General features: G+C 73.0%; 27 protein-coding genes. 16 read left to right on the forward strand and 11 right to left on the reverse strand.

All coding sequences use genetic code 11. From position 1 onward, the window contains the following. The first annotated feature begins 5 nt into the window (after positions 1-5). The 4 genes from ACQP1P_RS03540 (at position 6) to ACQP1P_RS03555 (ending at position 3,784) form a co-directional block, all read left to right on the forward strand. Positions 6-797 (forward strand): enoyl-CoA hydratase-related protein, encoded by a 792-nt coding sequence (locus ACQP1P_RS03540; protein ID WP_433083043.1) that lies wholly within the window; start codon positions 6-8, stop codon positions 795-797. A gap of 252 nt (positions 798-1,049) precedes the next feature. Continuing rightward, positions 1,050-2,306, forward strand: coding sequence for a DUF1800 domain-containing protein (locus ACQP1P_RS03545; protein WP_433083045.1), 1,257 nt, complete (start codon positions 1,050-1,052; stop codon positions 2,304-2,306). 17 nt (positions 2,307-2,323) lie between these two features. Continuing rightward, positions 2,324-2,545, forward strand: coding sequence for a hypothetical protein (locus tag ACQP1P_RS03550; RefSeq protein ID WP_433083047.1), 222 nt, complete (start codon positions 2,324-2,326; stop codon positions 2,543-2,545). 12 nt (positions 2,546-2,557) lie between these two features. Then, a complete protein-coding gene (locus ACQP1P_RS03555; protein WP_433083048.1) occupies positions 2,558-3,784 on the forward strand; it encodes a DUF1501 domain-containing protein in 1,227 nt (408 codons plus the stop codon). A gap of 136 nt (positions 3,785-3,920) precedes the next feature. Here ACQP1P_RS03555 and ACQP1P_RS03560 read toward each other — a convergent pair whose 3' ends face one another. Both ACQP1P_RS03560 and ACQP1P_RS03565 read right to left on the reverse strand, forming a co-directional pair. Continuing rightward, complete coding sequence (locus ACQP1P_RS03560) at positions 3,921-5,357, reverse strand: hypothetical protein (RefSeq protein WP_433083050.1); 1,437 nt, start codon at positions 5,355-5,357, stop codon at positions 3,921-3,923. 54 nt (positions 5,358-5,411) lie between these two features. Next, positions 5,412-6,014 carry an O-methyltransferase gene (locus ACQP1P_RS03565; protein ID WP_433089812.1) on the reverse strand — a complete coding sequence of 201 codons (603 nt, stop codon included), beginning with the start codon at positions 6,012-6,014 and terminating at the stop codon, positions 5,412-5,414. A 141-nt stretch (positions 6,015-6,155) separates the two neighbouring features. Here ACQP1P_RS03565 and ACQP1P_RS03570 point away from each other — a divergent pair, with 141 nt between their 5' ends. Both ACQP1P_RS03570 and tatB read left to right on the forward strand, forming a co-directional pair. Continuing rightward, positions 6,156-7,481: a S1C family serine protease gene (locus ACQP1P_RS03570; protein WP_433083052.1), complete on the forward strand. Its 1,326-nt coding sequence runs from the start codon at positions 6,156-6,158 to the stop codon at positions 7,479-7,481. Positions 7,482-7,556: 75 nt separating this feature from the next. Further along, positions 7,557-7,988: a Sec-independent protein translocase protein TatB gene (gene tatB, locus ACQP1P_RS03575; protein WP_433083054.1), complete on the forward strand. Its 432-nt coding sequence runs from the start codon at positions 7,557-7,559 to the stop codon at positions 7,986-7,988. 88 nt (positions 7,989-8,076) lie between these two features. Here the strand turns inward: tatB and ACQP1P_RS03580 are convergent, their stop codons facing one another. The 3 genes from ACQP1P_RS03580 to ACQP1P_RS03590 all read right to left on the reverse strand — a co-directional run bounded on the left by ACQP1P_RS03580 (position 8,077) and on the right by ACQP1P_RS03590 (position 11,346). After that, positions 8,077-9,219, reverse strand: coding sequence for an Mrp/NBP35 family ATP-binding protein (locus tag ACQP1P_RS03580; RefSeq protein ID WP_433083056.1), 1,143 nt, complete (start codon positions 9,217-9,219; stop codon positions 8,077-8,079). A gap of 245 nt (positions 9,220-9,464) precedes the next feature. Then, positions 9,465-10,064 carry a DUF1003 domain-containing protein gene (locus tag ACQP1P_RS03585; RefSeq protein WP_433083058.1) on the reverse strand — a complete coding sequence of 200 codons (600 nt, stop codon included), beginning with the start codon at positions 10,062-10,064 and terminating at the stop codon, positions 9,465-9,467. Further along, on the reverse strand, positions 10,057-11,346 hold the full coding sequence (locus ACQP1P_RS03590; RefSeq protein ID WP_433083060.1) for a magnesium transporter MgtE N-terminal domain-containing protein: 1,290 nt from the start codon (positions 11,344-11,346) through the stop codon (positions 10,057-10,059). Before ACQP1P_RS03590 ends, ACQP1P_RS03585 begins: the two co-directional genes overlap by 8 nt. Before the next feature lie 80 nt (positions 11,347-11,426). On the opposite strand from ACQP1P_RS03590, the gene ACQP1P_RS03595 reads away from it, so the two are divergent. Beyond that, complete coding sequence (locus ACQP1P_RS03595; RefSeq protein WP_433083062.1) at positions 11,427-12,287, forward strand: PhzF family phenazine biosynthesis protein; 861 nt, start codon at positions 11,427-11,429, stop codon at positions 12,285-12,287. On the opposite strand, the gene ACQP1P_RS03600 is transcribed toward ACQP1P_RS03595, so the two are convergent. Further along, entirely contained in the window at positions 12,233-13,147 is a 915-nt protein-coding gene (locus tag ACQP1P_RS03600) for a DMT family transporter (protein WP_433083064.1), read from the reverse strand. The genes ACQP1P_RS03595 and ACQP1P_RS03600 overlap by 55 nt on opposite strands. An 81-nt stretch (positions 13,148-13,228) precedes the next feature. On the opposite strand from ACQP1P_RS03600, the gene ACQP1P_RS03605 reads away from it, so the two are divergent. The 3 genes from ACQP1P_RS03605 to ACQP1P_RS03615 all read left to right on the forward strand — a co-directional run bounded on the left by ACQP1P_RS03605 (position 13,229) and on the right by ACQP1P_RS03615 (position 15,582). After that, on the forward strand, positions 13,229-13,921 hold the full coding sequence (locus tag ACQP1P_RS03605) for an HAD family hydrolase (protein WP_433083066.1): 693 nt from the start codon (positions 13,229-13,231) through the stop codon (positions 13,919-13,921). Between the two features lie 18 nt (positions 13,922-13,939). Beyond that, a complete protein-coding gene (amrA, locus tag ACQP1P_RS03610) occupies positions 13,940-14,530 on the forward strand; it encodes an AmmeMemoRadiSam system protein A (RefSeq protein WP_433083068.1) in 591 nt (196 codons plus the stop codon). A gap of 566 nt (positions 14,531-15,096) precedes the next feature. Next, positions 15,097-15,582, forward strand: a complete 486-nt coding sequence (locus ACQP1P_RS03615) for a hypothetical protein (RefSeq protein ID WP_433083070.1) — start codon at positions 15,097-15,099, stop codon at positions 15,580-15,582. Between the two features lie 169 nt (positions 15,583-15,751). Here ACQP1P_RS03615 and ACQP1P_RS03620 read toward each other — a convergent pair whose 3' ends face one another. Further along, on the reverse strand, positions 15,752-16,576 hold the full coding sequence (locus tag ACQP1P_RS03620) for an SDR family NAD(P)-dependent oxidoreductase (RefSeq protein ID WP_433089814.1): 825 nt from the start codon (positions 16,574-16,576) through the stop codon (positions 15,752-15,754). A 73-nt stretch (positions 16,577-16,649) separates the two neighbouring features. Between ACQP1P_RS03620 and ACQP1P_RS03625 the strand changes: the two genes are divergently transcribed. The 5 genes from ACQP1P_RS03625 to ACQP1P_RS03645 all read left to right on the forward strand — a co-directional run bounded on the left by ACQP1P_RS03625 (position 16,650) and on the right by ACQP1P_RS03645 (position 20,642). Further along, a complete protein-coding gene (locus ACQP1P_RS03625; RefSeq protein WP_433083072.1) occupies positions 16,650-17,603 on the forward strand; it encodes an HpcH/HpaI aldolase/citrate lyase family protein in 954 nt (317 codons plus the stop codon). A gap of 53 nt (positions 17,604-17,656) precedes the next feature. Beyond that, on the forward strand, positions 17,657-18,568 hold the full coding sequence (locus tag ACQP1P_RS03630; protein WP_350612204.1) for an SDR family NAD(P)-dependent oxidoreductase: 912 nt from the start codon (positions 17,657-17,659) through the stop codon (positions 18,566-18,568). A 57-nt stretch (positions 18,569-18,625) separates the two neighbouring features. Beyond that, the gene (locus ACQP1P_RS03635; protein ID WP_433083074.1) at positions 18,626-19,336 is read left to right on the forward strand and encodes a hypothetical protein; all 711 of its coding nucleotides are present in this window, start codon (positions 18,626-18,628) and stop codon (positions 19,334-19,336) included. 43 nt (positions 19,337-19,379) lie between these two features. Then, positions 19,380-20,081: a hypothetical protein gene (locus ACQP1P_RS03640; protein WP_433083076.1), complete on the forward strand. Its 702-nt coding sequence runs from the start codon at positions 19,380-19,382 to the stop codon at positions 20,079-20,081. A gap of 132 nt (positions 20,082-20,213) precedes the next feature. Beyond that, positions 20,214-20,642 (forward strand): CoA-binding protein, encoded by a 429-nt coding sequence (locus ACQP1P_RS03645; protein ID WP_433083078.1) that lies wholly within the window; start codon positions 20,214-20,216, stop codon positions 20,640-20,642. On the opposite strand, the gene ACQP1P_RS03650 is transcribed toward ACQP1P_RS03645, so the two are convergent. After that, positions 20,605-21,810 (reverse strand): acyl-CoA dehydrogenase family protein, encoded by a 1,206-nt coding sequence (locus ACQP1P_RS03650; protein ID WP_433083080.1) that lies wholly within the window; start codon positions 21,808-21,810, stop codon positions 20,605-20,607. The genes ACQP1P_RS03645 and ACQP1P_RS03650 overlap by 38 nt on opposite strands. 99 nt (positions 21,811-21,909) lie before the next feature. On the opposite strand from ACQP1P_RS03650, the gene ACQP1P_RS03655 reads away from it, so the two are divergent. Continuing rightward, a complete protein-coding gene (locus tag ACQP1P_RS03655) occupies positions 21,910-22,110 on the forward strand; it encodes a DUF4190 domain-containing protein (RefSeq protein WP_433083082.1) in 201 nt (66 codons plus the stop codon). Here the strand turns inward: ACQP1P_RS03655 and ACQP1P_RS03660 are convergent. From ACQP1P_RS03660 to ACQP1P_RS03670, 3 genes are all read right to left on the reverse strand, one after another. Further along, positions 22,094-22,465, reverse strand: a complete 372-nt coding sequence (locus tag ACQP1P_RS03660; protein WP_433083083.1) for an LLM class flavin-dependent oxidoreductase — start codon at positions 22,463-22,465, stop codon at positions 22,094-22,096. The two genes, ACQP1P_RS03655 and ACQP1P_RS03660, sit on opposite strands and share 17 nt — an antisense overlap. Before the next feature lie 6 nt (positions 22,466-22,471). Beyond that, complete coding sequence (locus ACQP1P_RS03665) at positions 22,472-23,275, reverse strand: RecB family exonuclease (RefSeq protein WP_433083085.1); 804 nt, start codon at positions 23,273-23,275, stop codon at positions 22,472-22,474. Positions 23,276-23,461: 186 nt separating this feature from the next. Beyond that, the gene (locus tag ACQP1P_RS03670) at positions 23,462-24,079 is read right to left on the reverse strand and encodes a MarC family protein (RefSeq protein ID WP_433083087.1); all 618 of its coding nucleotides are present in this window, start codon (positions 24,077-24,079) and stop codon (positions 23,462-23,464) included. Positions 24,080-24,100: the final 21 nt, after the last annotated feature.

Consider the following 24,100-nt stretch of genomic DNA (forward strand, 5'->3'; position numbering starts at 1 on the left):
CAACCATGGATGACCTGCTCGTCGAGCGCACCGAGACCGGTGTGGCGATCCTGACCCTCAACCGCCCCGACGCCCTCAACTCGCTGACCGACGGCCTGAAGGTGGCCCTGCGCGACACGCTCAAGGACATCGCGGACGACGCCTCGGTGCGCGCCGTGGTCCTCACCGGCGCGGGGCGCGCGTTCTGCGGCGGCCAGGACCTGCGCGAGCACGCGAGCTCCCTGGAGGCGGGCACCGGCGCGTCCCTGTCCACCGTCACCGAGCACTACAACCCGATCGCCACGCTGCTGGCCGGCCTGCCCAAGCCCGTCGTCGCCGCGGTCAACGGCATGGCCGCCGGCGCCGGCGCGTCCCTGGCCCTGCTCGCCGACTTCCGCGTGGGCGGCCCGAAGACCGCGTTCCTGATGGCCTTCGCCAACGTCGGCCTGGCCGGTGATACGGGGATCTCCTGGAGCCTGCCGCGGATCGTCGGGCACGCGAAGGCGACCGAGCTGCTGCTGCTGGCCGAGCCGGTGAGGGCCGAGGCCGCCTTCGCCCTGGGCATGCTGACCCGCCTGGCCGAGTCCGACGAGGACGTCCTGCCCGCGGCCCTGGAGCTGGCCGGGCGCCTCGCCGCGGGGCCGACGGTCGCGTACGCCCAGATCAAGCGCGAGCTGGCGGCGGGCGGCTCGGGCTCGCTGGCGGACGCACTGGCGGTCGAGGCCGAGGCTCAGGCGCTGTGCGGGCACAGCGCGGACCACCAGAATGCGACGGCGGCCTTCGTGGCCAAGCAGAAGCCGGTGTACGAGGGGCGCTGACGACCGGGCGCGGCCCCTGACCCGCTTCTGCGCCGCCTGGAACGCGCACACCAGCGGGCCCGGCCTCGCTCTGCGCGGCTTGGCCTCGCTCTGCGCGGCTTGGCCTCGCTGGGCGGGGCTGGGCTTCGCGCGATATGTCGGGCGCTGCGCGCCGCGACATATCGGACTTATCGGATATGTCGCGAACCTTCTTCAACGAGGGCTGAGCCTGGCTTAACGTGCCTCGTACAAACGCGCCATAGCGTAGGGTCCATGGCCGATCGTGAGAAGGTTGCGCATCTGCTGCGCCGGGCGACGTTCGGGCCCACGGCGGAGGAGGTCGACGCCGCCGAGTCCAAGGGCCTGGCGGCGACCCTGGACGCCCTGTTCGGCCCGCCCGACCCCGACGCCGGAGCGGCCCGCACGCCACTGCCCAAGCTCGGCCCGGTCCTCAACGACAAGACCGACCGGGCCGAGCAGATCCGTACCGTCGGCCTCTGGTGGCTGGACCGCATGGTGCAGGCCGACCACCAGGTGCACGAGAAGCTGACCTTCTTCTGGCACGGCCACTGGGCCACGTCCGCCGACAAGGTCAAGTCCGGCCCGCTGATGCTGGGTCAGCAGCAGACCCTGTTCCGCACCGCCCTCGGCGACTTCGCCACCCAGGTGCACGCGATGCTGCGCGACCCCGCGCTCATCATCTGGCTGGACGGGCAGAAGAACACCAACAAGGCCCCGAACGAGAACCTGGCCCGCGAGCTCATGGAGTTGTTCACGCTCGGTGTCGGCCACTACACCGAGCAGGACGTGCGCGAGGGCGCGCGGGCCCTGACCGGCTGGGTGGTGGACCAGAAGGCGGGCACCGCGACGCTCAACGCCAAGCGCCACGACGACAAGCCCAAGACGATCCTCGGCCGGACCGCCGCCTTCGACGCCGACGGTTTCGCCGACGTCCTGCTCGCCCAGCCGGCCTGCCCCGAGTTCGTCGCGCGGCGCCTCTGGCTGCGCTACTGCAGCGACGCCCCCATCCCGCAGGCCGTCCTCGACGCCGCCAAGACCCAGAAGACGACGGCGGCGGTACTGCGCTCCCTGCTCGCCGCCGACGGCCACGCCGAGCTCGTCAAGCAGCCCGTGGAGTGGCTGGTCGGCGCCCTGCGGCAGCTGCGGATCCGCCCCGGCGAGCTCCCCGACGCCCAGCGCAAGCAGCTCCTCAGCGCCCTGAACCAGCTGGGCCAGGTCCCGCTGCGCCCGCCGAGCGTGGGCGGCTGGCCGGCGGGCGCGGCGTGGCTCACGACCTCGGCCACCCAGGGCCGGATCAAGCTCGCCCAGACCCTCGCCGCGCGGGCTCCGCAGCCGGTCCTGGACCGTCTCACCGCCGTCCCCGCCGCCCAGCGCCCCACGGCCCTGGCCCGGCTGCTCGTGATCGACGCGTTCACGGACCGCACGCTGGCGGCCCTGACCCCGGCCGCGAACGACGCCCGGCGGCTGCTGACGCTCGGCCTGGCCAGCCCCGAGTACGCGATCAACTGACGCCGAGAGGAGACGGCATGGACGCCACCCCGGCGACGCCGACCAAAGCCGCGACCGAAGCCGCGACCGAAGCCGCGACCAAAGCGGCGACCGAAGCCGTGACTGAAGCCGCGACCGAAGCGGCGACCGAAGCCGCGACTGACGCCCGGCGCCTGCTGACGCCGGATCGGGGCGGCATGGACGCGGCGCCGACCGAAGCCGCGACCGACCCCCAGCGCCCGCTGATCAACCGACGCTGAAAAGGAGGCGGCATGGACGCCCTGACCCGTAGGAAGTTCCTGATCGCCAGCGGCGTGACCGGCGGCGCGGCCCTCGTCGCCGGGGGCGCCTGGACGCTGCGCGACATCTTCGACACCGCCGGCTGGGACGACCGCCCCGGCGACGCCAAGACGCTCGTGCTCGTCACGCTCTACGGCGGCAACGACGGCCTGGCCAACGTCATCCCGTACGCCGACAAGGCCTACGCCCCCGCCCGCCACGAGCTCGCCTACAAGCCCGAGGAGGTCCTCAAGCTCGACGACACCCTCGGCCTCAACCCCGGGCTCGCCGGCCTCAAGCGCATGTTCGACGCGAAGAAGCTCGCCATCGTGCGCGGCGTCGGCTACCCGAAGCCCGACCACAGCCACTTCCGGTCCATGGACATCTGGCAGACCGCGCAGCCCGACCGTCCCGGCAACACCGGCTGGCTCGGCCGCTGGCTCGACGCGTTCGGCGGCGACCCGCGCCACGCGGTGTCGTTCGAGCCGGTGCTGCCGCCGCTGCTGGCCGGGGCCACGACCGCCGGGGCCGCCGTGCCCGTCTCCGGCCTCACCCTGCCCAGCGGGGTCAAGCCCGAGGTGCTCACCGCGTTCGGCAAGACCTCCGACGGCGAGCCGCCGCTGCAGGCCCGCGCCGCCCGCGCCTTCGCCGACCTCGTCGAGGTCGACGCGCTCATCCACAGCGTCGACGACCACGACGGCGACGGCGAGGCGTCCGCGTCGACCGGCACCGGCACCGGCGGCCGCTCCGACCTCAAGACCCAGCTCGGTCTCGTGGCCCGCTGCGTCGAGGCCAACGTGGCCACCCGCGTCTTCTCCGTCTCCCTCGGCGGCTTCGACCTGCACGCGGAGGAGCGCAACTCGCAGGAGATCCTGCTCAAGATCCTCGACGAGGCGCTGACCACGTTCGCCGACCGCATGGCCAAGACCGAGGCCGGCCGCAAGGTCGTCGTCGCCGTGTACTCGGAGTTCGGCCGCCGCGTGGCCGCCAACGGCTCCGACGGCACGGACCACGGCACCGCCTCGAACATGTTCATCCTCGGCAGCCCGGTGAAGGGCGGCCTCTACGGCGAGCAGCCCAGCCTCGCCGACCTGGACAACGGCGACCTGAAGTTCACGACCGACTTCCGCAAGGTCTACGCGACACTCCTGCGCGACGTGCTCGACGCCGACCCGGAGCGGATCCTCGGCTACCAGGACCACCTGGCGGGCATCCTCTGAGTCCGCACCGGGCCTTCGGGTCCGGTGCCGGACGTGCCGAGGTGCCTCGACGTCCGGCGGCCGGTTGAGCTTCGAGCCGGGCCGGACCCGCGGCCGCCGCGGCTCGGGGGCGGCGCGGGCCCGGACCCGGAGCGGCTCAGCCCACCATGACCTCCGCGGGCAGCAGCTCGTCGGGCGACGGCTCGATGGCGAGATCCGGCTCAAACTCGGGCGAGAACGTGGAGGAAGCGGACGAGGAGAAGGACGGGGAGCCGGACACGGATGCGGGCGAGGGCGAGGACGGGGAGCCGGGCTCGGAGCCGGGCGAGGGCGAAGACGGGGAGCCGGGCACGGAGCCGGGCGGCGGCGAGGACGGGGAGCCGGGCTCGGAGGCGGGCGGCGGCGAGGACGGAGAGCCGGGCTCGGAGGCGGCCGAGGGCGAGGACGGGGAGCCGGGCTCGGAAGTGGGCGAGGCCGAGGACGGGGAAGTGGGCGAAAGCGTGAACGAGGCGGCCGGCGGCGCAAGCGAGGTGAGCGCCGGGCCGGGATCGTTCGGGCTCCATGGGGCCGGGTGCCGGGGAGCCGGCCGCGGGCGGGTGCGGCCCGCGGCCGAGCGCGGCCGGCGCGCCGCCGGGGGCCGGCGCCGGGCGGAGCGCTCGCGTGCCTTCTCGTCCTGCTCCAGCCAGGTGAGGGCGGTCCGGCACGTGTACGCCCACCAGCCGATGAACCGCCCGTAGCGCTCCCGCAGCTCGTCCGGCGACGGCTGAGCGGCCCCGTAGACCGCGCGGGCCGTGTGCGCGTATTGCTCCATCTCCAGCGGCACCGCGTCCGGCCGGCCGAGGGCCCGCAGCAGCAGAGCGTGCGCCGTGTAGTCGCCGATGCCCCGCACCGCCAGCAGCGCGGCGTGGGCCTCGTCGTAGGGGCCGGTGCGCAGCAGCTCCTCGTCGATCGCGGCCACCCCGGCCAGCACCTCGGTCAGGCGCTCGGCCTTGTTCTGCGCGCCGACGTAGGGCAGCACCTCGGCCGGCGAGAGCCGCGCCAGCCGCGGCAGGTCCGGGATCGCGGTGAAGTCCTCGTCGCCGGCCCGCACCGAGGCGCCGAGGTAGAGGGTGAGGCGGCGCTTGCGCAGCGTCGCATACCACTGGGTGGAGTTCTGCAGGAGCGTGAAATACACGACCCCCTCCGCCAGGCTCGAGAACCGCACCTGGTGCAGGCCCCGGGCGACCTCGAGCAGCGGCCGGACGCACTCGTCGGCCTCGGCGCGGCGCAGGAACTCGGCGCGGTCGTCGTCCAGCCCGAGCCAGCCCGAGACCCGGGCCCGCACCGCGTCCAGGTCGGGCCCGGCGAGCGGCTCCGCGCTGAACACGGTCAGCCCGGCCCCGGCGGCGCCGTCGTCGCGCTCGGCGACCTCGACCACGACCGCCGCCTCCGGGTCGGCGGGGTGCGGGAAGGCGCGGCGCACCCACTCGCCGGGGCGCAGCGAGATGTCGCGGCGGCCGGGCCGGAAGTCCGCGAGCGCGCGAAGGGAGCAGCGGAGGTCGAAGGGGGCGGTGGCGGACAGGATCGTGTGGGTGATGATGCCGAGTTCGGTCATGGGGGCATCTTCGAACACCGGTACGACAGTTTCGGGTCGGCGGCCCGCCGGTCGCTACTGTGCGCGAGCCGCGAGTAGCAGCCCGTCGCCGAGGGGGAGTAGGGCCGGGATCCACGCCTCGCTCTCGCGGAGGGACTTGACGGCCTCGCGCAGCAGTACCGTCTCGGCATCCCGGACCGTGGGATCACTGACGCGGCCGCCGGCCAGGGCATCGGCCAGGGCCAGGGTGCCGCCGGGGCGCAGGAGCCGCTCGGCCGCGGCGATCACCGGACCGTACTCGCTGGGATCGTGGTCGACGAAGACCAGGTCATAGGCCCGGTCGGCCAGCCGCGGCAGCACGTCGAGCGCGCGGCCGGTGATGATCCGGGTGCGCGAGGGCGCGTTGCCGGCCGCGGAGAACACCCGCCGGGCGATGCGCTGGTGCTCGGCCTCGAAGTCGATCGTGGTGAGCACCCCGTCGCGGCGCATCCCGCGCAGCAGCCAGCCGCCGCTCACCCCGGTGCCGGTGCCGACCTCGACGACCGCCTTGGCGTTGCTCACCGCCGCGATCACCCGCAGCGCCGCCCCGCAGCCCCGGCTCACCGCGCTGATGCCCAGCTCGAACGCCTGCTCGCGAGCGGTCGCGAGCACCGGGTCCTCGGCGACGAAGCCGTCGATGAAGTCAGCGGTCCGGGCGGAGGCGGTAATGGGACACCCCTTAAGAGAAGTCGATTGACCGCAAGCCTAGGAGACCTCGCCCCCGCATGCTCGAAGCCGGGGCGTGTAATGCTGGATGCGAAACGGACGGAGGAGCCGATCGTGACAGACGGTTCGGCCTGGCGTCAGCCGGGCCCCGGCGCGCCGGCCAGCAACACCGGCTGGGGAGCGCGCCCCGCATGGGCCACACCCGGTGCACCCCAGGCCGCCGCCCCCAGGCCGGCGCCCGACAGCTGGTGGTCCGACGCGCTGGCCGACCCGTGGCGCGACCCGGACGCTCCGGTCGTGGTGGTCAAGCCGCCCGCCGACGAGTCTCCCGCGCTCGAGAAGCCCCCGCCGCCCTCGCCCGGGCCCCGGGTGGGTATCGGGCTGGTCCTCGTCGTGTCGATCGTCACCGCCCTGCTCGCGGGCGCGCTCGGCGGCACCCTCGGCTACGTCTTCGCGATGGGCGGGGGCGGCGCCACCCTCGGCTCCGGCCAGGTCGGCAACGCCCCGCTGAACAACCGCGCCCCCGAGTCGATCGCCGGGCTGGTCAAGAAGGTCCTCCCGAGCGTCGTCACGATCAGCATGCGGGTCGGCAACGGCACCTCCCTGGGCTCCGGCTTCGTCGTCAGCGGCGACGGCCACGTGATCACGAACAACCACGTCGTCGAGGGCGGCAGCGGCGCGGCGACCATCCGCTTCAGCGACGCCAGCGTGGCCGCGGCGAGCGTCGTGGGCACCGACCCCGAGTCGGACATCGCCGTGCTCAAGATCGACACGAACGGGCTGCCGGACGGTCAGCTGGCCCCGGTCCAGTTCGGCAACTCCGACGCCGTCCAGGTCGGTGACCCGGTCGTCGCGGTCGGCGCGCCGCTCGGGCTGACCAGCACCGTGACGTACGGCGTGGTCAGCTACCTCGACCGCCCCATCCGCACCAGCGAGAACGGGACGGCGCGGTACTACGCGGCGATCCAGACCGACGCCGCCGTGAACCAGGGCAACTCGGGCGGGCCGCTCTTCGACGCGGCCGGGCGCGTGGTCGGCATCAACTCGGTCATCGGCACCCTCTCCGAGGACCAGGCCAGCGCCGGCAACGTCGGGCTCGCCTTCGCCATCCCGATCAACCACGCCCGGCGCGTCGCCACCGACATCATCAACACGGGCAAGGCGCGCCGCACGGTGATGGGCGTGCAGGTCGACAGCGCCTACCAGAACCCGGCGGGTGGCGCGCGCCTGGCCACCGTCGAGGCGGGCGGCCCCGCCGCGGCGGGCGGCCTCAAGGCGGGCGACGTGGTCATGGCGGTCAACGGCAAGCCGATCGACGAGTCGTGGGACCTCACCGCCCTGATCCGCAAGTACGCGCCGGGCGACACCGTGGAGATCCAGTACCTGCGCGGAGCCGCCAAGGCCAAGGCCTCCGTGGCCCTCGTCGCGGACGCCAAGTAAGGAACTGACCGGCCCTCCCGGAACCGGCCCGGGTGTGCGTAGTCTGGGCAGCGAGAGCAAGGGGAGGGCCGGCACATGGGCTTCGACATCGGCGGCTGGGAGTTTCTGGTCATCATCCTGGTCGGCGTGTTCATCTTCGGGCCGGACCGCCTGCCCAAGGCGATCAGCGACGGCGTGAAGATGCTGCGCCAGGTCCGCCAGATGGCCCGCAACGCCACCGGCGACCTGAGCAAGGAGCTCGGCACCGACATCCAGCTCGAGGACCTGCACCCGAAGACGTTCCTGCGCAAGCACCTGCTCAGCGAGGAGGACGAGGCCGCGCTGCGCAAGCCCCTGCAGGGCATCTACGACGACGTGCGCGGCGTCGCCGACCAGGTCAAGCGCGACGCCTCGGACGCCGCGGCGGCCGCCAAGAACGTGGGCAAGGCCACGGCCCCCGCGCCGGCGGCGGCCCCGGCTCCAGCGCCCCAGCCGGCGGTCCGCGCCAGCTGGGACGACGTGACCTGATCGACCGCCGCGGCGGCCGCCAGGAACCTGGGCAAGGCTCCAGCGTCCCAGCCGGCGGTCCGCGCCAGCTGGGACGACGTGACCTGATCTACCGCCCGGCGGGCTTGAGGCCCAGCGGCTTGCCCACCAGGCTCTCGCGCCGCAGCGCCAGCCGGTCCGCCACCGAGGCCAGGGCCTGCGCCGCGGGCGCGTCCGGGGTCGCCAGCACGAGCGGGAGCCCGGCGTCGCCGGCCTCGCGCAGCCGCGTGTCGAGCGGGATCTGCCCCAGCAGCGGCACCTTCGCCCCGACCGCCCGGCTGAGCGAGTCGGCGACCGTCTGCCCGCCGCCGGCCCCGAAGACCTCCATGCGCTGCCCGTCCGGCAGCTCCAGCCAGGACATGTTCTCCACGACGCCGACGATGCGCTGGTGCGTCTGCAGCGCGATCGAGCCGGCCCGCTCGGCGACCTCGGCCGCGGCGGCCTGCGGGGTCGTCACGACGAGGATCTCGGCCGAGGGCAGCAACTGGGCGAGCGAGATGGCCACGTCGCCGGTGCCCGGGGGCAGGTCCAGCAGCAGCACGTCCAGGTCGCCCCAGTACACGTCGGCGAGGAACTGCTGCAGCGCGCGGTGCAGCATCGGGCCGCGCCAGACGACGGCGGCGTTGCCCGGGGTGAACATGCCGATCGAGATGACCTTCACGCCGTGCGCCGACGGCGGCATGATCATGGACTCGACCTGCGTCGGCTTGCCGTCCGCGCCCAGCATGCGCGGCACCGAGTGGCCGTAGATGTCGGCGTCGACCACGCCCACGGACAGGCCCCGGGCGGCCAGGGCGGCCGCGAGGTTCACGGTCACGCTGGACTTGCCGACGCCGCCCTTGCCGCTGGCGACCGCGTAGACGCGGGTGCGCGAGCCGGGCTGGGAGAACGGGATGACCGGCTCCTGCACATCGCCGCGCAGGCTCGTCTGCAGGTCCTTGCGCTGCTCGGGGGTCATCACGCCGAACTCGATCTCGACCCCGGCGACGCCGCTGACGGCCCCGACCGCGCGGGTGATGTCGGTGCGCAACTTGTCCTTCAGCGGGCAACCGGCCACCGTGAGCAGGATGCCGATGGCGGCGACACCGTCCGGGCGGAGGGTGACGTCGCGGACCATGCCCAGCTCGGTGATGGGGCGGCGGATCTCGGGGTCGTCGACGGTCGCGAGCGCGGCGGCGATCGCGTCTTCGACGGTGGTGGCCGGGGCAGACATGGGTGCCATGGTACGTCGGGCAGCCCGCCGTATCCGGCGCGTCAACCCTGCACGAGGAACGCGTCACACGCCCACTGAGCGAAGCATGTCACCCGTGTGCGCCTGAGGGGGCTTGTCCGCGTACCGAAGACGGTGGGATCATCGTTTACAACGCCGCGCGCCTCGCCCCTTGAGGCGCGCGGCGTAATGCTGTCCGGTCCCACCTGCTGGGCAGCGGGCGTGTTGCTGGGCAGCCGGCGTGCTGCTCAGTCGCGGCGGGAGCGGCGGCGCGGCGGCTCGTCGGAGTCCACGACGTCGTCCGGCTCGTCCGACCCCAGCGGATCGGCCAGGGAGCCGAGCGCCTTGCGCACCTTCTTGCGCTCCGCCTTCGCCCGCCGGTCGGCCGCCTCGTCCAGCTCCTCCGCGACCCGGGCCAGCTCCGAGCGCAGGAAGTCGCGGGTCGCCACCTCGCCGAGCGCGATGCGCAGCGCCGCGATCTCCCGCGCCAGGTACTCCGTGTCCGCCTTCTGCGCCGCCGCGCGCCGGCGGTCCTCCTCCGCCGCGAGCCGGTCCCGGTCCGCCTGGCGGTTCTGCGCGAGCAGGATCAGCGGCGCGGCATACGAGGCCTGCAGGGACAGGATGAGCGTGAGGAAGGTGAAGGTGTACGGATCGAACTGCCAGCTTTTCGGGGTGAGCGTGTTCCAGGCGATCCAGGCCAGGATCACGACCGTCATGTAGACGAGGAACTTCGCCGTGCCCATGAAGCGGGCGATCCCCTCCGACCACTGCCCGAAGGCCTCCGGATCGAAGCGGGGCAGCGTGATCCGGGAAGCGCGCGGCTGGTCGAGCCGCCGGCGCTCAGCCACGGGTACCGCCCGGCGCGCCCGGCACCGCGATGGGCAGGGGCTCGGCGTGGTCGCGGTCGCGCCAGTCCTCGGGCAGCAGGTGGTCGAGCACGTCGTCGACGGTGACCGCGCCGACCAGCTTGTCGTTGTCGTCGACCACAGGCATCACCACCAGGTTGTAGGTCGCCATGCGGCGCGTGATCTCGGCCAGCGTCGTGTGCGGCGCCAGCGGGTCGATGTCGTTGTCGACCACGCCCCCGAGCAGGGCGGACGGCGGTTCGCGCAGGAGCCGCTGGAAGTGCACGACGCCGAGGTACCGCCCCGTCGGCGTGGCCATCGGCGGGCGCGTGACGAACACGCCGGCCGCGACCGCCGGCGACAGCTGCGGCTCCCGGATGCGGGCCAGGGCCTCGGCCACGGTCGCGTCGGGCGCCATCACGATCGGCTCCGAGGTCATGACCGCACCGGCCGTGCCCGGCTCGTACTCCAGCAGGGCCCGGACCGGGGAGGCCTCGTCGGGCTCCATGAGGTCCAGCAGCACCTCCTGCTCGGGCTTGGGCATCTCGGCGAGCAGGTCGGCGGCGTCGTCCGGGTCCATCTCCTCCAGCACGTCCGCGGCGCGCTGCGGCTCCAGCGCGGTGATGATCTCCAGCTGGTCGTGCTCCGGCAGCTCCTCGAGCACGTCGGCGAGGCGCTCGTCGTCCAGCGCCGCGGCGACCTCGACCCGCCGGGTCTCGGAGAGGTCCTGCAGCACGTTGGCGAGGTCGGCGGCGCGCATGTTGTCCAGCACGGCGAGCAGCCCCGCGGTGCCCTGCGTCTGCGGCTCCCCGGCGAGCCCGGTCACCTCGGACCACTCGAGCTGGTTGAGGTGGCCGCGGCGAGTGAGCCGCCCGGTGAACTCCCGCACCGCCACCCGCGACAGCGACCACTCGCCGGTGCGATCGGCGTCCATGGCCACGTCGACCACGGCCCCCGTGCGCCCGGTCGCGGCCACGGTCACGTGCCGGTCCATGAAGTCCTCGAGCACCAGCAGCTCGCCCGGGCGCTTCTCGAAGCGGCGCAGGTTGAGCGTGCCCGTGTTGAGCACCACGGCGTCGGGCTCGAGCGCGGTGATCCGGCCGATCGGCAGGAAGATGCGCCGGCGCATGGGCATCTCGGCGACCAGCCCGACCACCCGGGGCGGCTGGCTGCCCGGCCGGGCCCGGGCGACGGCGTCGCGCACCCGGCCGACCTGGTCGCCGTTCGGATCGAACACGCTCAGGCCCGCGAGGCGCGCGATGTAGACCCGCGGCGCAGTACTCACGAGGCTTAAGCCTACTGAAGCAGGCCACAAAGCAGGCGTTGGACCGAACCTGAGTGACGTGTGCCCCCTAGGCTGCCTTCATGAGCATGGTGCGGTACGCGATCGTCGACGTCTTCACCGACCGGCCCTTCACCGGCAACCCCCTGGCGATCGTCTTCGACGCCCGGGACCTGGCGGCCGAGCAGATGCAGGCGATCGCGCGGGAGTTCAACCTCTCCGAGACGATCTTCGTGCTGCCGCCGACGCCGGGCACCGCCGCGACGTACCGCGCCCGGATCTTCACGCCGGGGACCGAACTGCCCTTCGCCGGGCACCCGACGGTCGGCTGCGCGGTGACCCTCGTGCGCAACGGCGTGATCACGGGCCCCGACGTGGTGCAGGAGTGCGGGGCCGGGCTGCTGCCGGTCCACGTCGACGAGGTGCACGGCGCCGCGACCGTCACCGGCGCCACCCCGACCGTCGGACCCGCCCTGGACCCGCTGCCGCTGCTGGAGTCGATCGGGCTCACCGAGGCCGACCACGTCGGCCCGGCGCCCCGCAAGGCCGGGTGCGGGCTGGAGTTCACGTTCCTGTCGGTCACCGACGAGGCCGTGACCCGGCTGCGGCTGCAGCGGCCCGTGGACAACCTGAGCGTCCTGCACTGGGACGCCGAGCGGCGGCTCGCGCACGTCCGGGTGCTCGTGCCCGAGGTCGGCGTGGCCGAGGACCCGGCGACCGGCTCGGCGGCGCTGGGGCTCGGCGTGTGGCTGGTGACGAGCGGGCTGGTGGCGGCCGACGGGCTGAGCCGGTACGAAATCGCCCAAGGTCTTGAGATGCACCGACCGTCGGCCCTGCACTGCACGGTGACGGCGCAGGGCGGCGCGGCCGTGTCGGCCACGGTCTCGGGTCACGTGGTGCCGATCGCCTCCGGCGAGATGATCGTGCCACCGTTCGTCGGTTGACGACGCCGGCCGCCGAGGACCACCACGGCCACGCCCGCCAGCAGCAGCGCGATGCCCGGCAGCGTCCGCGCCGCCGGCAGCTGCCCGAGCAGCACCCACGCGATGACCAGCGCGCCCGGCACCTCCAGCAGGAGCAGGACCGCGACCGTCGTGGCGCTGACCCGGTGCAGCGCATAGTTGATCAGGGTGTGGCCGAGCAGCTGGGGCCCGATCGTCATGCCGGCGATCGCCAGCCAGGTGCTCCAGGTGTACCCCCACAGCCTCGCCCCCGTCGCCAGGCACACGACGACGATGAGCGCCGCGCAGATGCCGTAGCAGATCGACGCGTACACGCTCGTCGTCAGGCTGGCCCGCGCGTGCTCGCCGAGCAGCGTGTACCCGGCCGCGGCCACCCCGCCGGTCAGCGCCAGCGCGTCGCCCAGCAGCGCCCGCCCCGACAGGTCCGGGTCGGCACCGGTGGCCAGCGCGACGCCCGCGACCGCGATCCCGATGCCGGTCCAGGTGCTGCCCGGCACCCGTACGCCCCGGACCGCCGCGACCAGCGCCGTCCACACCGGGGTGGTCGAGACCAGCGCGACCGACATCGCCACGCTGGTCAGCTTGGCGCTCGGCACCCAGGTGCCGAAGTGCACGGCCAGGAACACCCCGGACAGCGCGGTGACGCCGAGCGCCCGCCGGCCGGGCCGGGCCCGCCCCTGCCGCAGGGCCGCCGGCGCCAGCGCCGCGGCGCCCAGCGCGTTGCGCCAGAACGCGATGGCAAGGGCGGGGGCGGCCGCGAATGCGATCATGGGCGCCGAGGCCGACACCGCCACGATCGCGACGACCAGGGCGACGGCAGTGGAAAGACCGACCTTGCGCATGGTGCGAATTGTCGTTGATCCGACACGACACGCCGCGGGGGACCAGGTAGACCGTTCGGAGGATGTAAGGGGGACCGAACGGTGATAGAGGCTGTCTGTTTTGACTACTACAACACGTGTACCAGCGCAGTTCGCCGCAGCGGGGGGCACCGCCGGACCGCCGAGGTGCTCGGCGTCGACCCGGCCGAGTGGCTCTCCGTGCTCGACCGGACCTACGACGAGCGGGCCCGCGGCGGCTACGGCAGCCACCTGGCAGGCCTGCGCCGGCTGTGCACCGAACTCGGCGTGGAGCCGACGACCGCCCAGTTACGCGAGGCGGCGGAGCTGCGGCTGGCCACCGTGCAGGCCGACGCCCCGCTGCGCCCGGAGACGCTCGGAGTCCTGCACGCGCTGCGGGCCGCCGGCGTGCGCATCGCGATCGTGAGCGACTGCTGGTTCGAACTCCCCCTCGTGCTGCCGCGCACGCCGCTGGCCGACGTGATCGACGCCGCCGTGTACTCCTGCCAGGTCGGGCACACCAAGCCGCACGCCGCGATGTACGCCACCGCCTGCGCCCAGCTCGACGTGGACCCGGCCCGCTGCCTGTACGTGGGCGACGGCGGCAGCCGCGAGCTCACGGGCGCGGTGCGCTTCGGCCTCACCGCGATCCAGCTGCGCGCGCCGGACCTGGGCGCCCACCTGACCTTCCACGCCGAGCCCGACTGGCGCGGCCCGGTGGTGACGAGCCTCGAAGCCGTCCCGGAGCTGGTGGGCGCCCGCGAGCTGGTCGCCTGACGGGCCTATTCTGGGGGCGTGACCGTGACGGCGGCGTTGTCGCCGGCGGATGGCCGGTACCTCGCCCGCCTGGCGGCGGACGCGGTTCACGCACGGCTCACGGGCTCACCCTTGGCCGCGACGGTTCCGTTGGACAGCCCACTGTGCCGCGACGGCGCATCCTTCGTGACCCTGGAGCGGGCCGGGGTGCTGCGGGGGTGTGTGGGCAGCCTGGAAGCCGTCCAGCCGCTGCACCGTGACGTGGTGCGCAACGCTGTGCAGGCGATGCGCGATCCTCGGCTGCCGCCGGTGACGGTTGAGGACTGGCCGGGGCTCGACGTGAAGGTGTCGGTGCTGAGCCGGGCCGAGCCGGTTGCCGCGAAATCCCGGGCCGCCCTCGTGGCCGGGTTGCGGCCGGGCGAGGATGGCTTGATTTTGCGGGATGGGGCGCGGCGGGCGACGTTCTTGCCGGCGGTGTGGGTGAAGCTGCCGGATGCGGAGCAGTTCGTGGATGCGTTGCTGCGCAAGGGGGGTTGGCCGGCGGGGGAGTGGCCGGCGCGCGTCGAGGCGCTGCGGTACACGTCGACCGAGTACCACGACGCGGCGCCGCGACCGGAAATTTCCGCATAAATCGGCTTTCGTTGGCTTTTGCCCGAATTGCTGGGCATTGGCTCGGCACCGCGCGAGCGGTTCGCAGCTCGGAGTCAACAGCGCGCCACGACGGCCGAGCGTCACAAGACCCACCGCCCAGAGCTGCTGGCGCGGCGTACGTGCCGTGGCGCGGCAAGAATCCTGCAGTGGGCGAACCCGCAGATGCCGCAGCGCAGGCGGCTCAAGCAGCGCCGACGCGAACCATTCCGCGCGTTGGTGTCCGAAAAGTCCCTGTAAATCGCCTTAAATCCCGCAAAAAGAGCGGAAACCGTGATCGGCGACCGGGGTGGGCGCCTGCGGAAGCGAGGGCGGGCGGCGGCGAGAGCGGGCGCGGAGCGGGCAGGGGCACGGTGGCCGTGCTGAGCGCCGCGACCGCGGCCAACCGCGGCCAGGACGCGCGCTCCACCCGGCTCCAACGCGCAAGATCTCCGTCTCGGTTCCAATCCATCCGGCAGCGCCCCCGAAGCCGCGACGCGCCCCCAGCGGCCCAGATCGACGCCAACACCAGCGGCCCCATAACCCCCGGCCGTGATTGGATGTGAAACATGGACGCACTGGTCGAGGAGGCGGCAAAGAAAGCCGCAGTAGCCTGGATCGCCGTCGCCGGCAACCCCCCGACCCTCGCCTGGTGCGCCTGGCTCGGCAGCGCCCTGCTAGTCGTGACCGGCGAGGGCGAGCAGGCGATCCCCGGCCTCGCCGAGGCCGATACCGCCGACGTGATCCTCCGAGGCGACCACGGCGGCCGGATCGTCACCTTCCCCGCCGACGTGACCCGCATCGCCCCGCAGGACGAGGCGTGGACCGAACTCGTCCCCCAGCTCGCCGCCAAGCGCCTCAACAGCTCCGGCGCCGCCGACGACCTCGTCCGGACGTGGGCCGAGCGCTGCGTCGTCAGCCGTCTCACCCCGGCCGGCGCCTCCGCGGACATGCCCGACGACGCTCAGGCCGCCCCACCCCGCCCGACTCCCGCCACCCGCATCCCGCGCCGCCCGTTCCGCCTGCACAAGGTCCGTGGCGCACGGGGCCGGTGAGCCGCTCGCCAGTTCCCCTCCAAAAGTCCGTGGAGCGAAGGCCGTTGACCTGCGAGAAAGAGTCAGATCGCCCGGTGGCCGTCCTCCTTTTTCAAACCTCATCTTACCCACCGCCACCTAATCGATCACGCGCCGACAAGATCGAAAATGGCGCTGAGTGGCCAGGACATCACCCCAGGCCAACGGCGTGCAGGCTCTCCTCCCACAGCCGCGCCGCCAGCGCGGGGCTGTCGGTGTCGCGGGACGGCCGGATCAGTTTGCGATCCATGTAGTACCCGCCCGCCGTGAGCTGCGACGCCGGAGTCGCGGCCAGCCACACCAGCGTGTCCGCCCCGCGCTCCGGGCTGCGCGCGAACGGGGCCAACCGCGCCGCCATGTTCACGCCGATCGTGGAGCCGAAGCGGCTGCGCACGAAGCCCGGGTGGTACGACGCCGACATGATGTCCGGCCAGCGGCGGGACGCCTCGGCGGCGAAGAGGATGTTCGCCTGCTTCGCGGAGCCGTACTGCCGCCACAACCCCCGCTTCCGGGCGCCGCGCAGGTCGGCGGGGTCGAGGGCGCCCATCGCGTGCGCGCCCGAGGCGGTGTTGATGATCCGGCCCCCGCGGAGCTGTTCGCGCAGGAGACTACTGAGCAGGAACGCCGCGAGGTGGTTGGTCTGCAGGGTCGCCTCGAAGCCGTCGGGGGTGATCTGGTGGCCGCGCACGACGCCGCCCGCGTTGTTGGCCAGCACGTCGATGCGCTGGTAGCGCTGGCGCAGGTGGTCGACGAGCACGTGGACGTCGTCGAGCCGGGCGAAGTCGCTGCGGTACGCGGGGGCCGTCCGGCCGCCGCCCGCCTGGGAGACCGCGGCGGCCGCGGCCTCGAGCCGGGCGGGGTTGCGCCCGACGAGCACGGTGTTCGCGCCGCGCCGGGCCATCTCGATCGCGGCGGCCAGGCCGATGCCGGAACTGGCGCCGGTGATGACCACCGTACGGCCGGTGAGATCTCCCACAGGGGAGTTCTGTGTACTCACGCGTCGAGGTTACCGTTTGGTAGCCGCCTGAACCTTCGATAAGGAGCCGCCGATGGCCGCCCTGGGACGCCCGCGCCGCTCGTGCCTCGCCGTGCCCGGCTCCAGTGTGAAGATGCTGGCGAAGGCCCAGGGGCTGCCGGCCGACCAGGTGTTCCTCGACCTCGAGGACGCCGTGGCGCCGCTGGCCAAGCCCGACGCGCGCAAGAACATCGTGGCGGCCCTCAACGAGGGCGACTGGGCGGGCAAGACGCGTGTCGTGCGGGTCAACGACCTGACGACGCCGTGGACGTACCGCGACGTCATCGAGGTCGTCGAGGGCGCCGGCGAGAACCTCGACGCCATCATGCTGCCCAAGGTGCAGAGCGCCGGTCAGATCGAATGGCTGGATCTGACGCTGACCCAGATCGAGAAGACCTTGGGGCTCGCGCACCACACGATCGGCATCGAGGCGCAGATCGAGAACGCCGCCGGCCTGGTCAACGTCGATGCCATCGCCGCGGCCAGCAAGCGCGTCGAGACCATCATCTTCGGCCCGGCCGACTTCATGGCCTCGATCAACATGAAGTCGCTGGTCGTGGGCGGACTCATCCCCGGGTATCCGGGCGACCCGTACCACTACATCCTCATGCGCATCCTGATGGCCGCCCGCATGCACGACCTGCAGGCCATCGACGGGCCGTTCCTGCAGATCCGCGACGTCGACGCGTTCCGCGAGGTCGCCGGGCGCAGCGCCGCGCTCGGCTTCGACGGCAAGTGGGTGCTGCACCCGGGCCAGATCGCGGCGGCCAACGAGGTGTACTCGCCCGCCCAGGACGACTACGACCACGCCGAGATGATCCTGGACGCGTACGACTACTACACCTCCGAGGAGGGTGGCCGCCTCGGCGCCGTCATGCTCGGCGACGAGATGATCGACGAGGCCTCCCGCAAGATGGCCCTGGTCATCGCGGCCAAGGGGCGCGCCGCAGGGATGAAACGCGGCACCGTCTTCACCCCGCCGAACTGAGAAAACGCGCGTCGCATTGCCCGGTGGCGCGTCCGGCAGGCAGGATTTGCCGTATGGCACCCGACCTACGTTCCAGCGGCCCCGCCGGCAAGAGCGGCCGGCGCGACGCGAGCCGGCCGTCCTCCGCGCGCCGCACCCTGCGAGCCGTACCGTCCAGCGGTCCCGACCTCGCCGGCGACACCGCCGAGGAGGAGACCCCGGCCGCGATCGACCGGCTCGACGGACGGGTCGCCCTGGTCACCGGCGCGGGCAGCCCGGACGGCATCGGCTACGCCACGGCCCGCCGGCTCAAGCAGATGGGCGCCGCCGTCGCGATCGTCTCCACCACCCGGCGCATCCACGACCGGGCCAGCGAGCTGGGCGTGATCGGCTTCGTCGCCGACCTGACCGTCGAGGCCGAGGTCGGCGCGCTCGCCGACGCCGTGCTCGACCAGCTCGGCGCGGTCGACATCCTCGTCAACAACGCCGGCCTGGCCAGCAAGGCCAGCCCCGAGGTGCTGCGCCCGGTCGCCCAGCTCACCTACGAGGAGTGGCGGGCCGAGATCGACCGCAACCTCACCACCGCGTTCCTGGTCAGCCGGGCCTTCGTCGGCGGCATGGCCGAGCACGGCTGGGGCCGCATCGTCAACCTCGCCGCGACCGCCGGGCCGGTGAACGCGCTGCCGGCCGAGGCCGGGTACGCCGCGGCCAAGGCCGGCGTCGTCGGGCTGACCCGCGCGCTGGCCATGGAGCTCGTCGCCGACGGGATCACGGTCAACGCCGTCGCCCCCGGCATCATCCACACGGGCGCGTCCACCCTCGTGGAGCTCAAGCAGGGCTTCGGCACGCCGATGGGGCGCCCCGGCACGCCGGAGGAGGTCGCGGCCACGATCGCCTTCCTGTGCTCGCCCGGCGCGTCGTACATCACCGGCCAGATGCTCGTGATCGACGGCGGCAACAGCGTGCGGGAGGCGCAGTACCGCTGACGCCGGCCCGGACCGGTCATCAGCGAATGCCCAGGTTCGCTGGCTATGTTTGGCCGTATGGGGGCTCGTCCGGCTGACTACGTGGTGTTGCTGACGCCGCCGGCCACCGTGGGGGCGGCGTGCGAGGTCGTGCTGCTGTCCGGCGAGCCCGAGGCGTTCCTGCCGCTGATCCTCGTGCTCCAGCCGCTGACCGTGCTCGGCATCGTGGTGGGGCTCGTCCAGCTCACCCGCAGCACCCGGGGGCCGTCGACCTTCAAGCTGACGGTGTACCGCGGGGAGCCGGCCTTCGCCGCGCTGCCCGCGTTCCGCCGCCAGTGCGTGTTCAACGGCCTGCTGAGCGCCGCCCTGCTGCTCATGGCGCTCAACGGGATGCGGGTCGCCGGGCGGATCGTGCCCACGATGGCCTGGGCGATCCTGGTCGTCAACGGCTGCACCGTGCTCCTGCTGCTGTTCCGCATGATCCGCTCCGGCCCGCTGCTGCTCACCCGGGACGGGATCGCGGTCGACGGGGGCCGCAGCTTCGTGCCCTGGGCGGCGCTCGGGCCGGGGCCGGAGCACCAGCTGTGGACGGTCACCCACCCGGAGCTCATCGAGGGCGCCCGCGTGAAGCGCTTCCAGCCGGGCCAGGACGTACCGCTCGACGTGTCGCTGTGGTTTCTGTTCCGGGCGATCCACACGTACGTCGAGCATCCGCAGCAGCGCCTCGACATCGGCACCCCGGAGGAGCTCGTCCGCCTGCGCGGCACCCTCGCCCGCCAGGCCACCTGATCGCCCGACGCGGCCCGCCCCGGCCGTTCCTAGCCTGGAAAGCATGCGCTGGGCCTGGGTCGTCGCGCCGTCGGTGCTGGTGGGGGCCGTCGGCGCCCTCGTGCACGCGTTCGTGCCCGGCGGGTACGTCGTCTTCGGCCTCATCGCCGTCGCGCTCATCGGGCTCGACCAGCTGCTCACCGATCTGCGCCGCCGCGAGGAGCCCGACGCCCGCCCCGGCTGGGAGTTCTTCGCGCCGCCGGGGCTCGTCGCGGCCCGGGCCGGGCGCGCGTTCGCCCTCGCCGTCACGCTCGTGACCGCGGCGCTGCTGGTCACCGGCGACCCGGTCGGGTGGGCCGTCGCCGCGGCCCTCGCCACGCCGTCCGTGCTCGTCGGCGTGCAGCTGTCGGTGCGCCTGGCCGTGGGCGCCTCCGTGCTGCGGCTGAGCCCCGACGGGGTGCAGGTGCGGGGGCGGCGGTACCCGTGGGAGCGCATCGAAGCCGTCGAGCTCAACGGCGACCGCACCAACCCGCGGCTCGACCTGCTCGTCGCGGGCCGCCGCCACCCGGTCACCCTGCGCCCGGCCGGCGTCGACGCGAGCCTGCTGTTCCTGACCGACCTGCTCGGCTACTACCAGTCCCACGCGCGCCTCCGCGGCGCGATCGGCGACGCGGCCGAGGCCGGACGCGTGCACAACCTGCTGCTCGAGGCCCGCCTCGCCGCCGGCCTGCACGGCGGCCCCCGCCCGATCCTCGCCGCCGGCTGAGCCCGCGCGTTGCGGGGAGGCACCCGAGTCGCGCGGTGCACCCCGGGTCGTGCACCCCGGGTCGTGCGGTGGAGGTCGGGTCGCGCGGTGCGGGCAGGGCGCGGGGACGCGGCGGCGAGCTAGGTTGGGGGCATGCGCAGCGCTGAACAGATCCTGCGCGAGGCCCGGACGATCGCGGTCGTGGGCGCCTCCCGGGATCGCTCGAAGACGGCCCATGCGGTACCGCTGCAGATCCAGCTGCACGGCTGGCGGATCGTGCCCGTGAACCCGTTCGCGGACCAGATCTTCGGGGAGCGCGCCTACCGCCGCCTCGCCGACATCCCGTTCCCGGTCGACGTGGTCAACGTGTTCCGCCCGTCGGCCGACGCGACCCAGGTCGTGAAGGACGCGCTGGCCATCGGCGCGCCCGCGATCTGGCTGCAGCAGGACATCTACAGCCCCGCGGGCCGCGCCCTGGCCGAGGCCGCCGGCGTCGACTTCCTCGAGAACACCTGCATCGCGGTCGTCCGCGCGGTGCACGCGCTCAGCGCACCCCGTAGTCCCGCAGCAGACCCCGGCTGATGATGGTCTTCTGAATCTCCGAGGTGCCCTCGCCGATGAGCAGGAAGGGCGCCTCGCGCATGAGGCGTTCGATCTCGTACTCCTTGGAGTACCCGTAGCCGCCGTGGATGCGGAACGCCTCCTGGACGACCTCCGCGCAGTGCTCGCTGGCCAGCAGCTTGGCCATGCCCGCCTCGACGTCGTTGCGCTGCCCGGCGTCCTTGAGCCGGGCGGCCCCGACCATGAGGGCGTGCGACGCCTCGATCTTCGTGGCCATCTCGGCCAGCTTGAACGCGATCGCCTGGTGCTTGACGAGCGGCTGGCCGAACGTGTGCCGCTGCTGGGCGTAGGCGATCGCGAGCTCGAACGCCCGGATGGAGATGCCGCAGGCCCGCGCGGCCACGTTGACCCGCCCGACCTCGATGCCGTCCATCATCTGGTAGAAGCCGCGGCCGGCCTTGTCCGCGCCGCCGAGCACCGCCGAGCCGGGCACCCGGACGCCGTCGAGCACCATCTCGGTGGTCTCGACGCCCTTGTACCCCATCTTCTCGATCTTCCCGGGGATGTTCAGGCCCGGCAGGCGCTCGCTGAGCCCGAACCCGGGCTCCTTCTCCAGCAGGAACGTCGTCATGTTCCCGTAGACGGACTCGGCCCCCAGTTCGGTCTTCACGAGCGTGGCGACGACGGAGGACCGCGCCCCGTTGGTGAGCCACATCTTCTGCCCGTCGAGCACCCACTCGTCGCCGTCGGCGACGGCCTTGGAGCGGATCGCGGCCACGTCGGACCCGGTGCCCGGCTCGGACATCGAGAACGCCCCGCGCACCTCGCCGGTCGCCATCCGGGGCAGCAGCCGCCGCTGCTGCTCCTCGGAGCCGTGCTGGGCCACGAGGTAGGCCACGATGAAGTGCGTGTTGACGATCCCCGACACGGACATCCACCCGCGGGAGAGTTCCTCGACGACGAGCGCGTAGGTGAGCAGCGACTCGCCGAGCCCGCCGTACTCCTCGGCGATGGTGATGCCGAACAGCCCCATCTCGCGCATGCCGGCCACGATGTCGTCCGGGTAGACGTCGTCGTGCTCGAGCCGCTGCGCGTGCGGAATGATCTCCTTGTCGACGAAGGCCCGCACGGTCTCGAGCATCGACTGCTGCACATCGCTGAGCCCGGGCGTCCGAGCGAGACGGGCCATGTGAGACCTCCGTGGATCGGCTCCTGCGAAGAAGTTACCGGCGGGTATCCCGGGTGTACCAAGCTTCCGGCGGTACGGGCCTTGTGAAATGGTTCTCAGGTGCGAGTCAACGGCCTGGCGATCGCCGCCCTGATCTGCGCCGTCCTGCTACCCCCGTTCGGCATTCTCATGGGCCACATCGCGTGGTCCCAGTGCCGGCGCGAGCAACGCCCGGGCGCCGGCCTGGCCCTGGCGGCGATGGTCACCGGCTACGTGGTCCTGCTCATCGTGTGCGGCCTCCCCATCATCTCCTTCGCCTGAGGCCCGTTGCCTCACCGCGCCGGGCCCCACGAGACCCTGCCTGATGCCTCCGCGTGCATCCCGCGCGAAGGGTGGGCTCCAACGCGGGTAGGGTCGCGACGGAGCCGGCCACCACGGCCGGCCGCCGCCGAGGCAGGGGCGTGACCGCGGTCCCGATCCGGATGGCCGAGGTGGCCTGGGCGACGGCGGCGAGCGTCACCCAGGCATCAGCGGAGGGCACGCCCCAGGCAAAGGCGAGGTGGTCCCAGACGAACAGGTATTCCCAGCCGGCGGCCTCGGCGGCAACGGACACGTCGACCACCAGCGCCGGCTCCGCGAAGTCCCCGAGCGTGCAGACACAGATGCCGAGGCGCATGCGCCGTCACCCCGTCACCGCGGTCCAGGGGTCCTTCGGCGGGGACGCGGACCCCTCCGGGCAGACCTTGCGGTAGTCGCACCACGAGCACTGCGGGCCGGGCCGCGGGGCGAAGTCCGAGTCGGCCAGGATGTCCGCCGCCGTCGCCTCCGCCCGGCGCAGGTGCCGTTCCAGCGACGCATCCGTGTGCTCGAATGCCGCCACCGTCCCGGTCGGCAGGTGGTGCAGCTCGACCCGGCGGCAGGGCTTGCGGAACACCCGGGCGGTCGCGATCGCGTACAGCGCCAGCGCCCGGGACCCGCGCGCGTCGTCCTGTGAGACCCCGCCCCGCCCGGTCTTGTAGTCGACGATCACGAGCTCGTCACCGCGCTGGTCGATCCGGTCCACGCGCCCCGACAGCGCGAGGATCTCGGTGCGGGCCGCGACCGTCCGCTCCACCCCCACGGGCTCCTCGGCCGGGTCGAGCGACTCCACATAGGACTCGAGCCAGCCCAGCGCCCGCCGGTAGACCTCCCGCTCCTGGGCGTCGTCCTGGTAGCCCTCGCGGACCCAGGTCGCCTTCAGCAGGGCCGGCAGCGCCTCCGGCACCCGGCGGCCGGGCTCCAGCGCATACCAGTTCTTGAGCGCCGTGTGCACCGATGCGCCGAGGGAGTTGTGCGCCCACGGCGGCCCCTTCTGCGGGGCGGGGCGGTCGACGTAGGTGAACCGGTAGCGGCGCGGGCAGTCCTCGTAGCTGCCGAGTTTGCTGGGCGTGCAGGTGAACAGGCGCGGCGGCGGTGCGAACAATCCCAACTGCTCCACACCGAGCATCCTGCCATCGGGGTACGACAAAAACGTCAGTGCGGCGAGTGTGGACAGGTGGTCACGAACGCCTCGATGGCGTCGGCCAGCAGCCCGTCGGGGTACGACAAATACGTCAATGCGGCGAGTGCGGACAGATGGTCACGAACGCCTCGATGGCGTCGGCCAGCAGCCCATCGGGGTACGACAAATACGTCAATGCGGCGAGTGCAGGTAGGTGGTCACGAACGCCCCGATGGCGTCGGCCAGCAGCTGCACGGCGATCGCGGCCACCAGCAGGCCGGCGATCCGGGTCACGACCTCGATGCCGCTCGGCCGCAGGATGCGCACGAGCACGCCGGAGAAGCGCAGCACGAGGTACACCACCAGCATCACGGCGATGATGCCCACGGCGATGGCCGAGTAGCCCGAGAAGGAGTGGGCTCGCCGCACGAACAGCATCGTGGCGACGATCGCGCCCGGCCCGGCCAGCAGCGGCGTGCCCAGCGGCACGAGGGCCACGTTCGACGTCACCTCGTGCCGCGGGTCGTCGGTCTTGCCGGTGAGCAGTTCGAGCGCCACGAGGAGCAGGAGCAGGCCGCCGGCGCCCTGCAGCGCGGGCAGGTCGATGTGCAGGTAGCCGAGGATCTGCCGGCCCAGCACCGCGAAGGCGACGATGACGCCGAGCGCGAGCAGCACCGCCTGCAGCGCCGCGCGGTGCCGGGCGCGGCGTTCGAGCTGGCCGGTGAGGGCGAGGAAGATCGGCACGGCGCCCGGGGGATCGAGGATCACGAGCAGCGTCACGAACACTTCGCCGAAGAGCTTCACATCCACGACCGGATTGTCGTAGCAGGC

Source organism: Dactylosporangium sp. CA-052675 (assembly GCF_050947935.1).
Lineage (GTDB): Bacteria > Actinomycetota > Actinomycetes > Mycobacteriales > Micromonosporaceae > Dactylosporangium.

What these genes read in the sequence shown, in the direction of transcription:
- ACQP1P_RS03665 (WP_433083085.1), bottom strand. Translation starts at nt 23,275, where the DNA reads ATGCTCGGTGTGGAGCAGTTGGGATTGTTCGCACCGCCGCCGCGCCTG.
- ACQP1P_RS03540 (WP_433083043.1), top strand. Translation starts at nt 6, where the DNA reads ATGGATGACCTGCTCGTCGAGCGCACCGAGACCGGTGTGGCGATCCTG.
- ACQP1P_RS03555 (WP_433083048.1), top strand. Translation starts at nt 2,558, where the DNA reads ATGGACGCCCTGACCCGTAGGAAGTTCCTGATCGCCAGCGGCGTGACC.
- ACQP1P_RS03560 (WP_433083050.1), bottom strand. Translation starts at nt 5,357, where the DNA reads ATGACCGAACTCGGCATCATCACCCACACGATCCTGTCCGCCACCGCC.
- ACQP1P_RS03595 (WP_433083062.1), top strand. Translation starts at nt 11,427, where the DNA reads ATGAGCATGGTGCGGTACGCGATCGTCGACGTCTTCACCGACCGGCCC.
- ACQP1P_RS03600 (WP_433083064.1), bottom strand. Translation starts at nt 13,147, where the DNA reads ATGCGCAAGGTCGGTCTTTCCACTGCCGTCGCCCTGGTCGTCGCGATC.
- ACQP1P_RS03550 (WP_433083047.1), top strand. Translation starts at nt 2,324, where the DNA reads ATGGACGCCACCCCGGCGACGCCGACCAAAGCCGCGACCGAAGCCGCG.
- ACQP1P_RS03635 (WP_433083074.1), top strand. Translation starts at nt 18,626, where the DNA reads ATGGGGGCTCGTCCGGCTGACTACGTGGTGTTGCTGACGCCGCCGGCC.
- ACQP1P_RS03615 (WP_433083070.1), top strand. Translation starts at nt 15,097, where the DNA reads ATGGACGCACTGGTCGAGGAGGCGGCAAAGAAAGCCGCAGTAGCCTGG.
- ACQP1P_RS03625 (WP_433083072.1), top strand. Translation starts at nt 16,650, where the DNA reads ATGGCCGCCCTGGGACGCCCGCGCCGCTCGTGCCTCGCCGTGCCCGGC.
- ACQP1P_RS03660 (WP_433083083.1), bottom strand. Translation starts at nt 22,465, where the DNA reads ATGCGCCTCGGCATCTGTGTCTGCACGCTCGGGGACTTCGCGGAGCCG.
- ACQP1P_RS03640 (WP_433083076.1), top strand. Translation starts at nt 19,380, where the DNA reads ATGCGCTGGGCCTGGGTCGTCGCGCCGTCGGTGCTGGTGGGGGCCGTC.
- ACQP1P_RS03630 (WP_350612204.1), top strand. Translation starts at nt 17,657, where the DNA reads ATGGCACCCGACCTACGTTCCAGCGGCCCCGCCGGCAAGAGCGGCCGG.
- tatB (WP_433083054.1), top strand. Translation starts at nt 7,557, where the DNA reads ATGGGCTTCGACATCGGCGGCTGGGAGTTTCTGGTCATCATCCTGGTC.
- ACQP1P_RS03580 (WP_433083056.1), bottom strand. Translation starts at nt 9,219, where the DNA reads ATGTCTGCCCCGGCCACCACCGTCGAAGACGCGATCGCCGCCGCGCTC.
- ACQP1P_RS03545 (WP_433083045.1), top strand. Translation starts at nt 1,050, where the DNA reads ATGGCCGATCGTGAGAAGGTTGCGCATCTGCTGCGCCGGGCGACGTTC.
- ACQP1P_RS03645 (WP_433083078.1), top strand. Translation starts at nt 20,214, where the DNA reads ATGCGCAGCGCTGAACAGATCCTGCGCGAGGCCCGGACGATCGCGGTC.
- ACQP1P_RS03650 (WP_433083080.1), bottom strand. Translation starts at nt 21,810, where the DNA reads ATGGCCCGTCTCGCTCGGACGCCCGGGCTCAGCGATGTGCAGCAGTCG.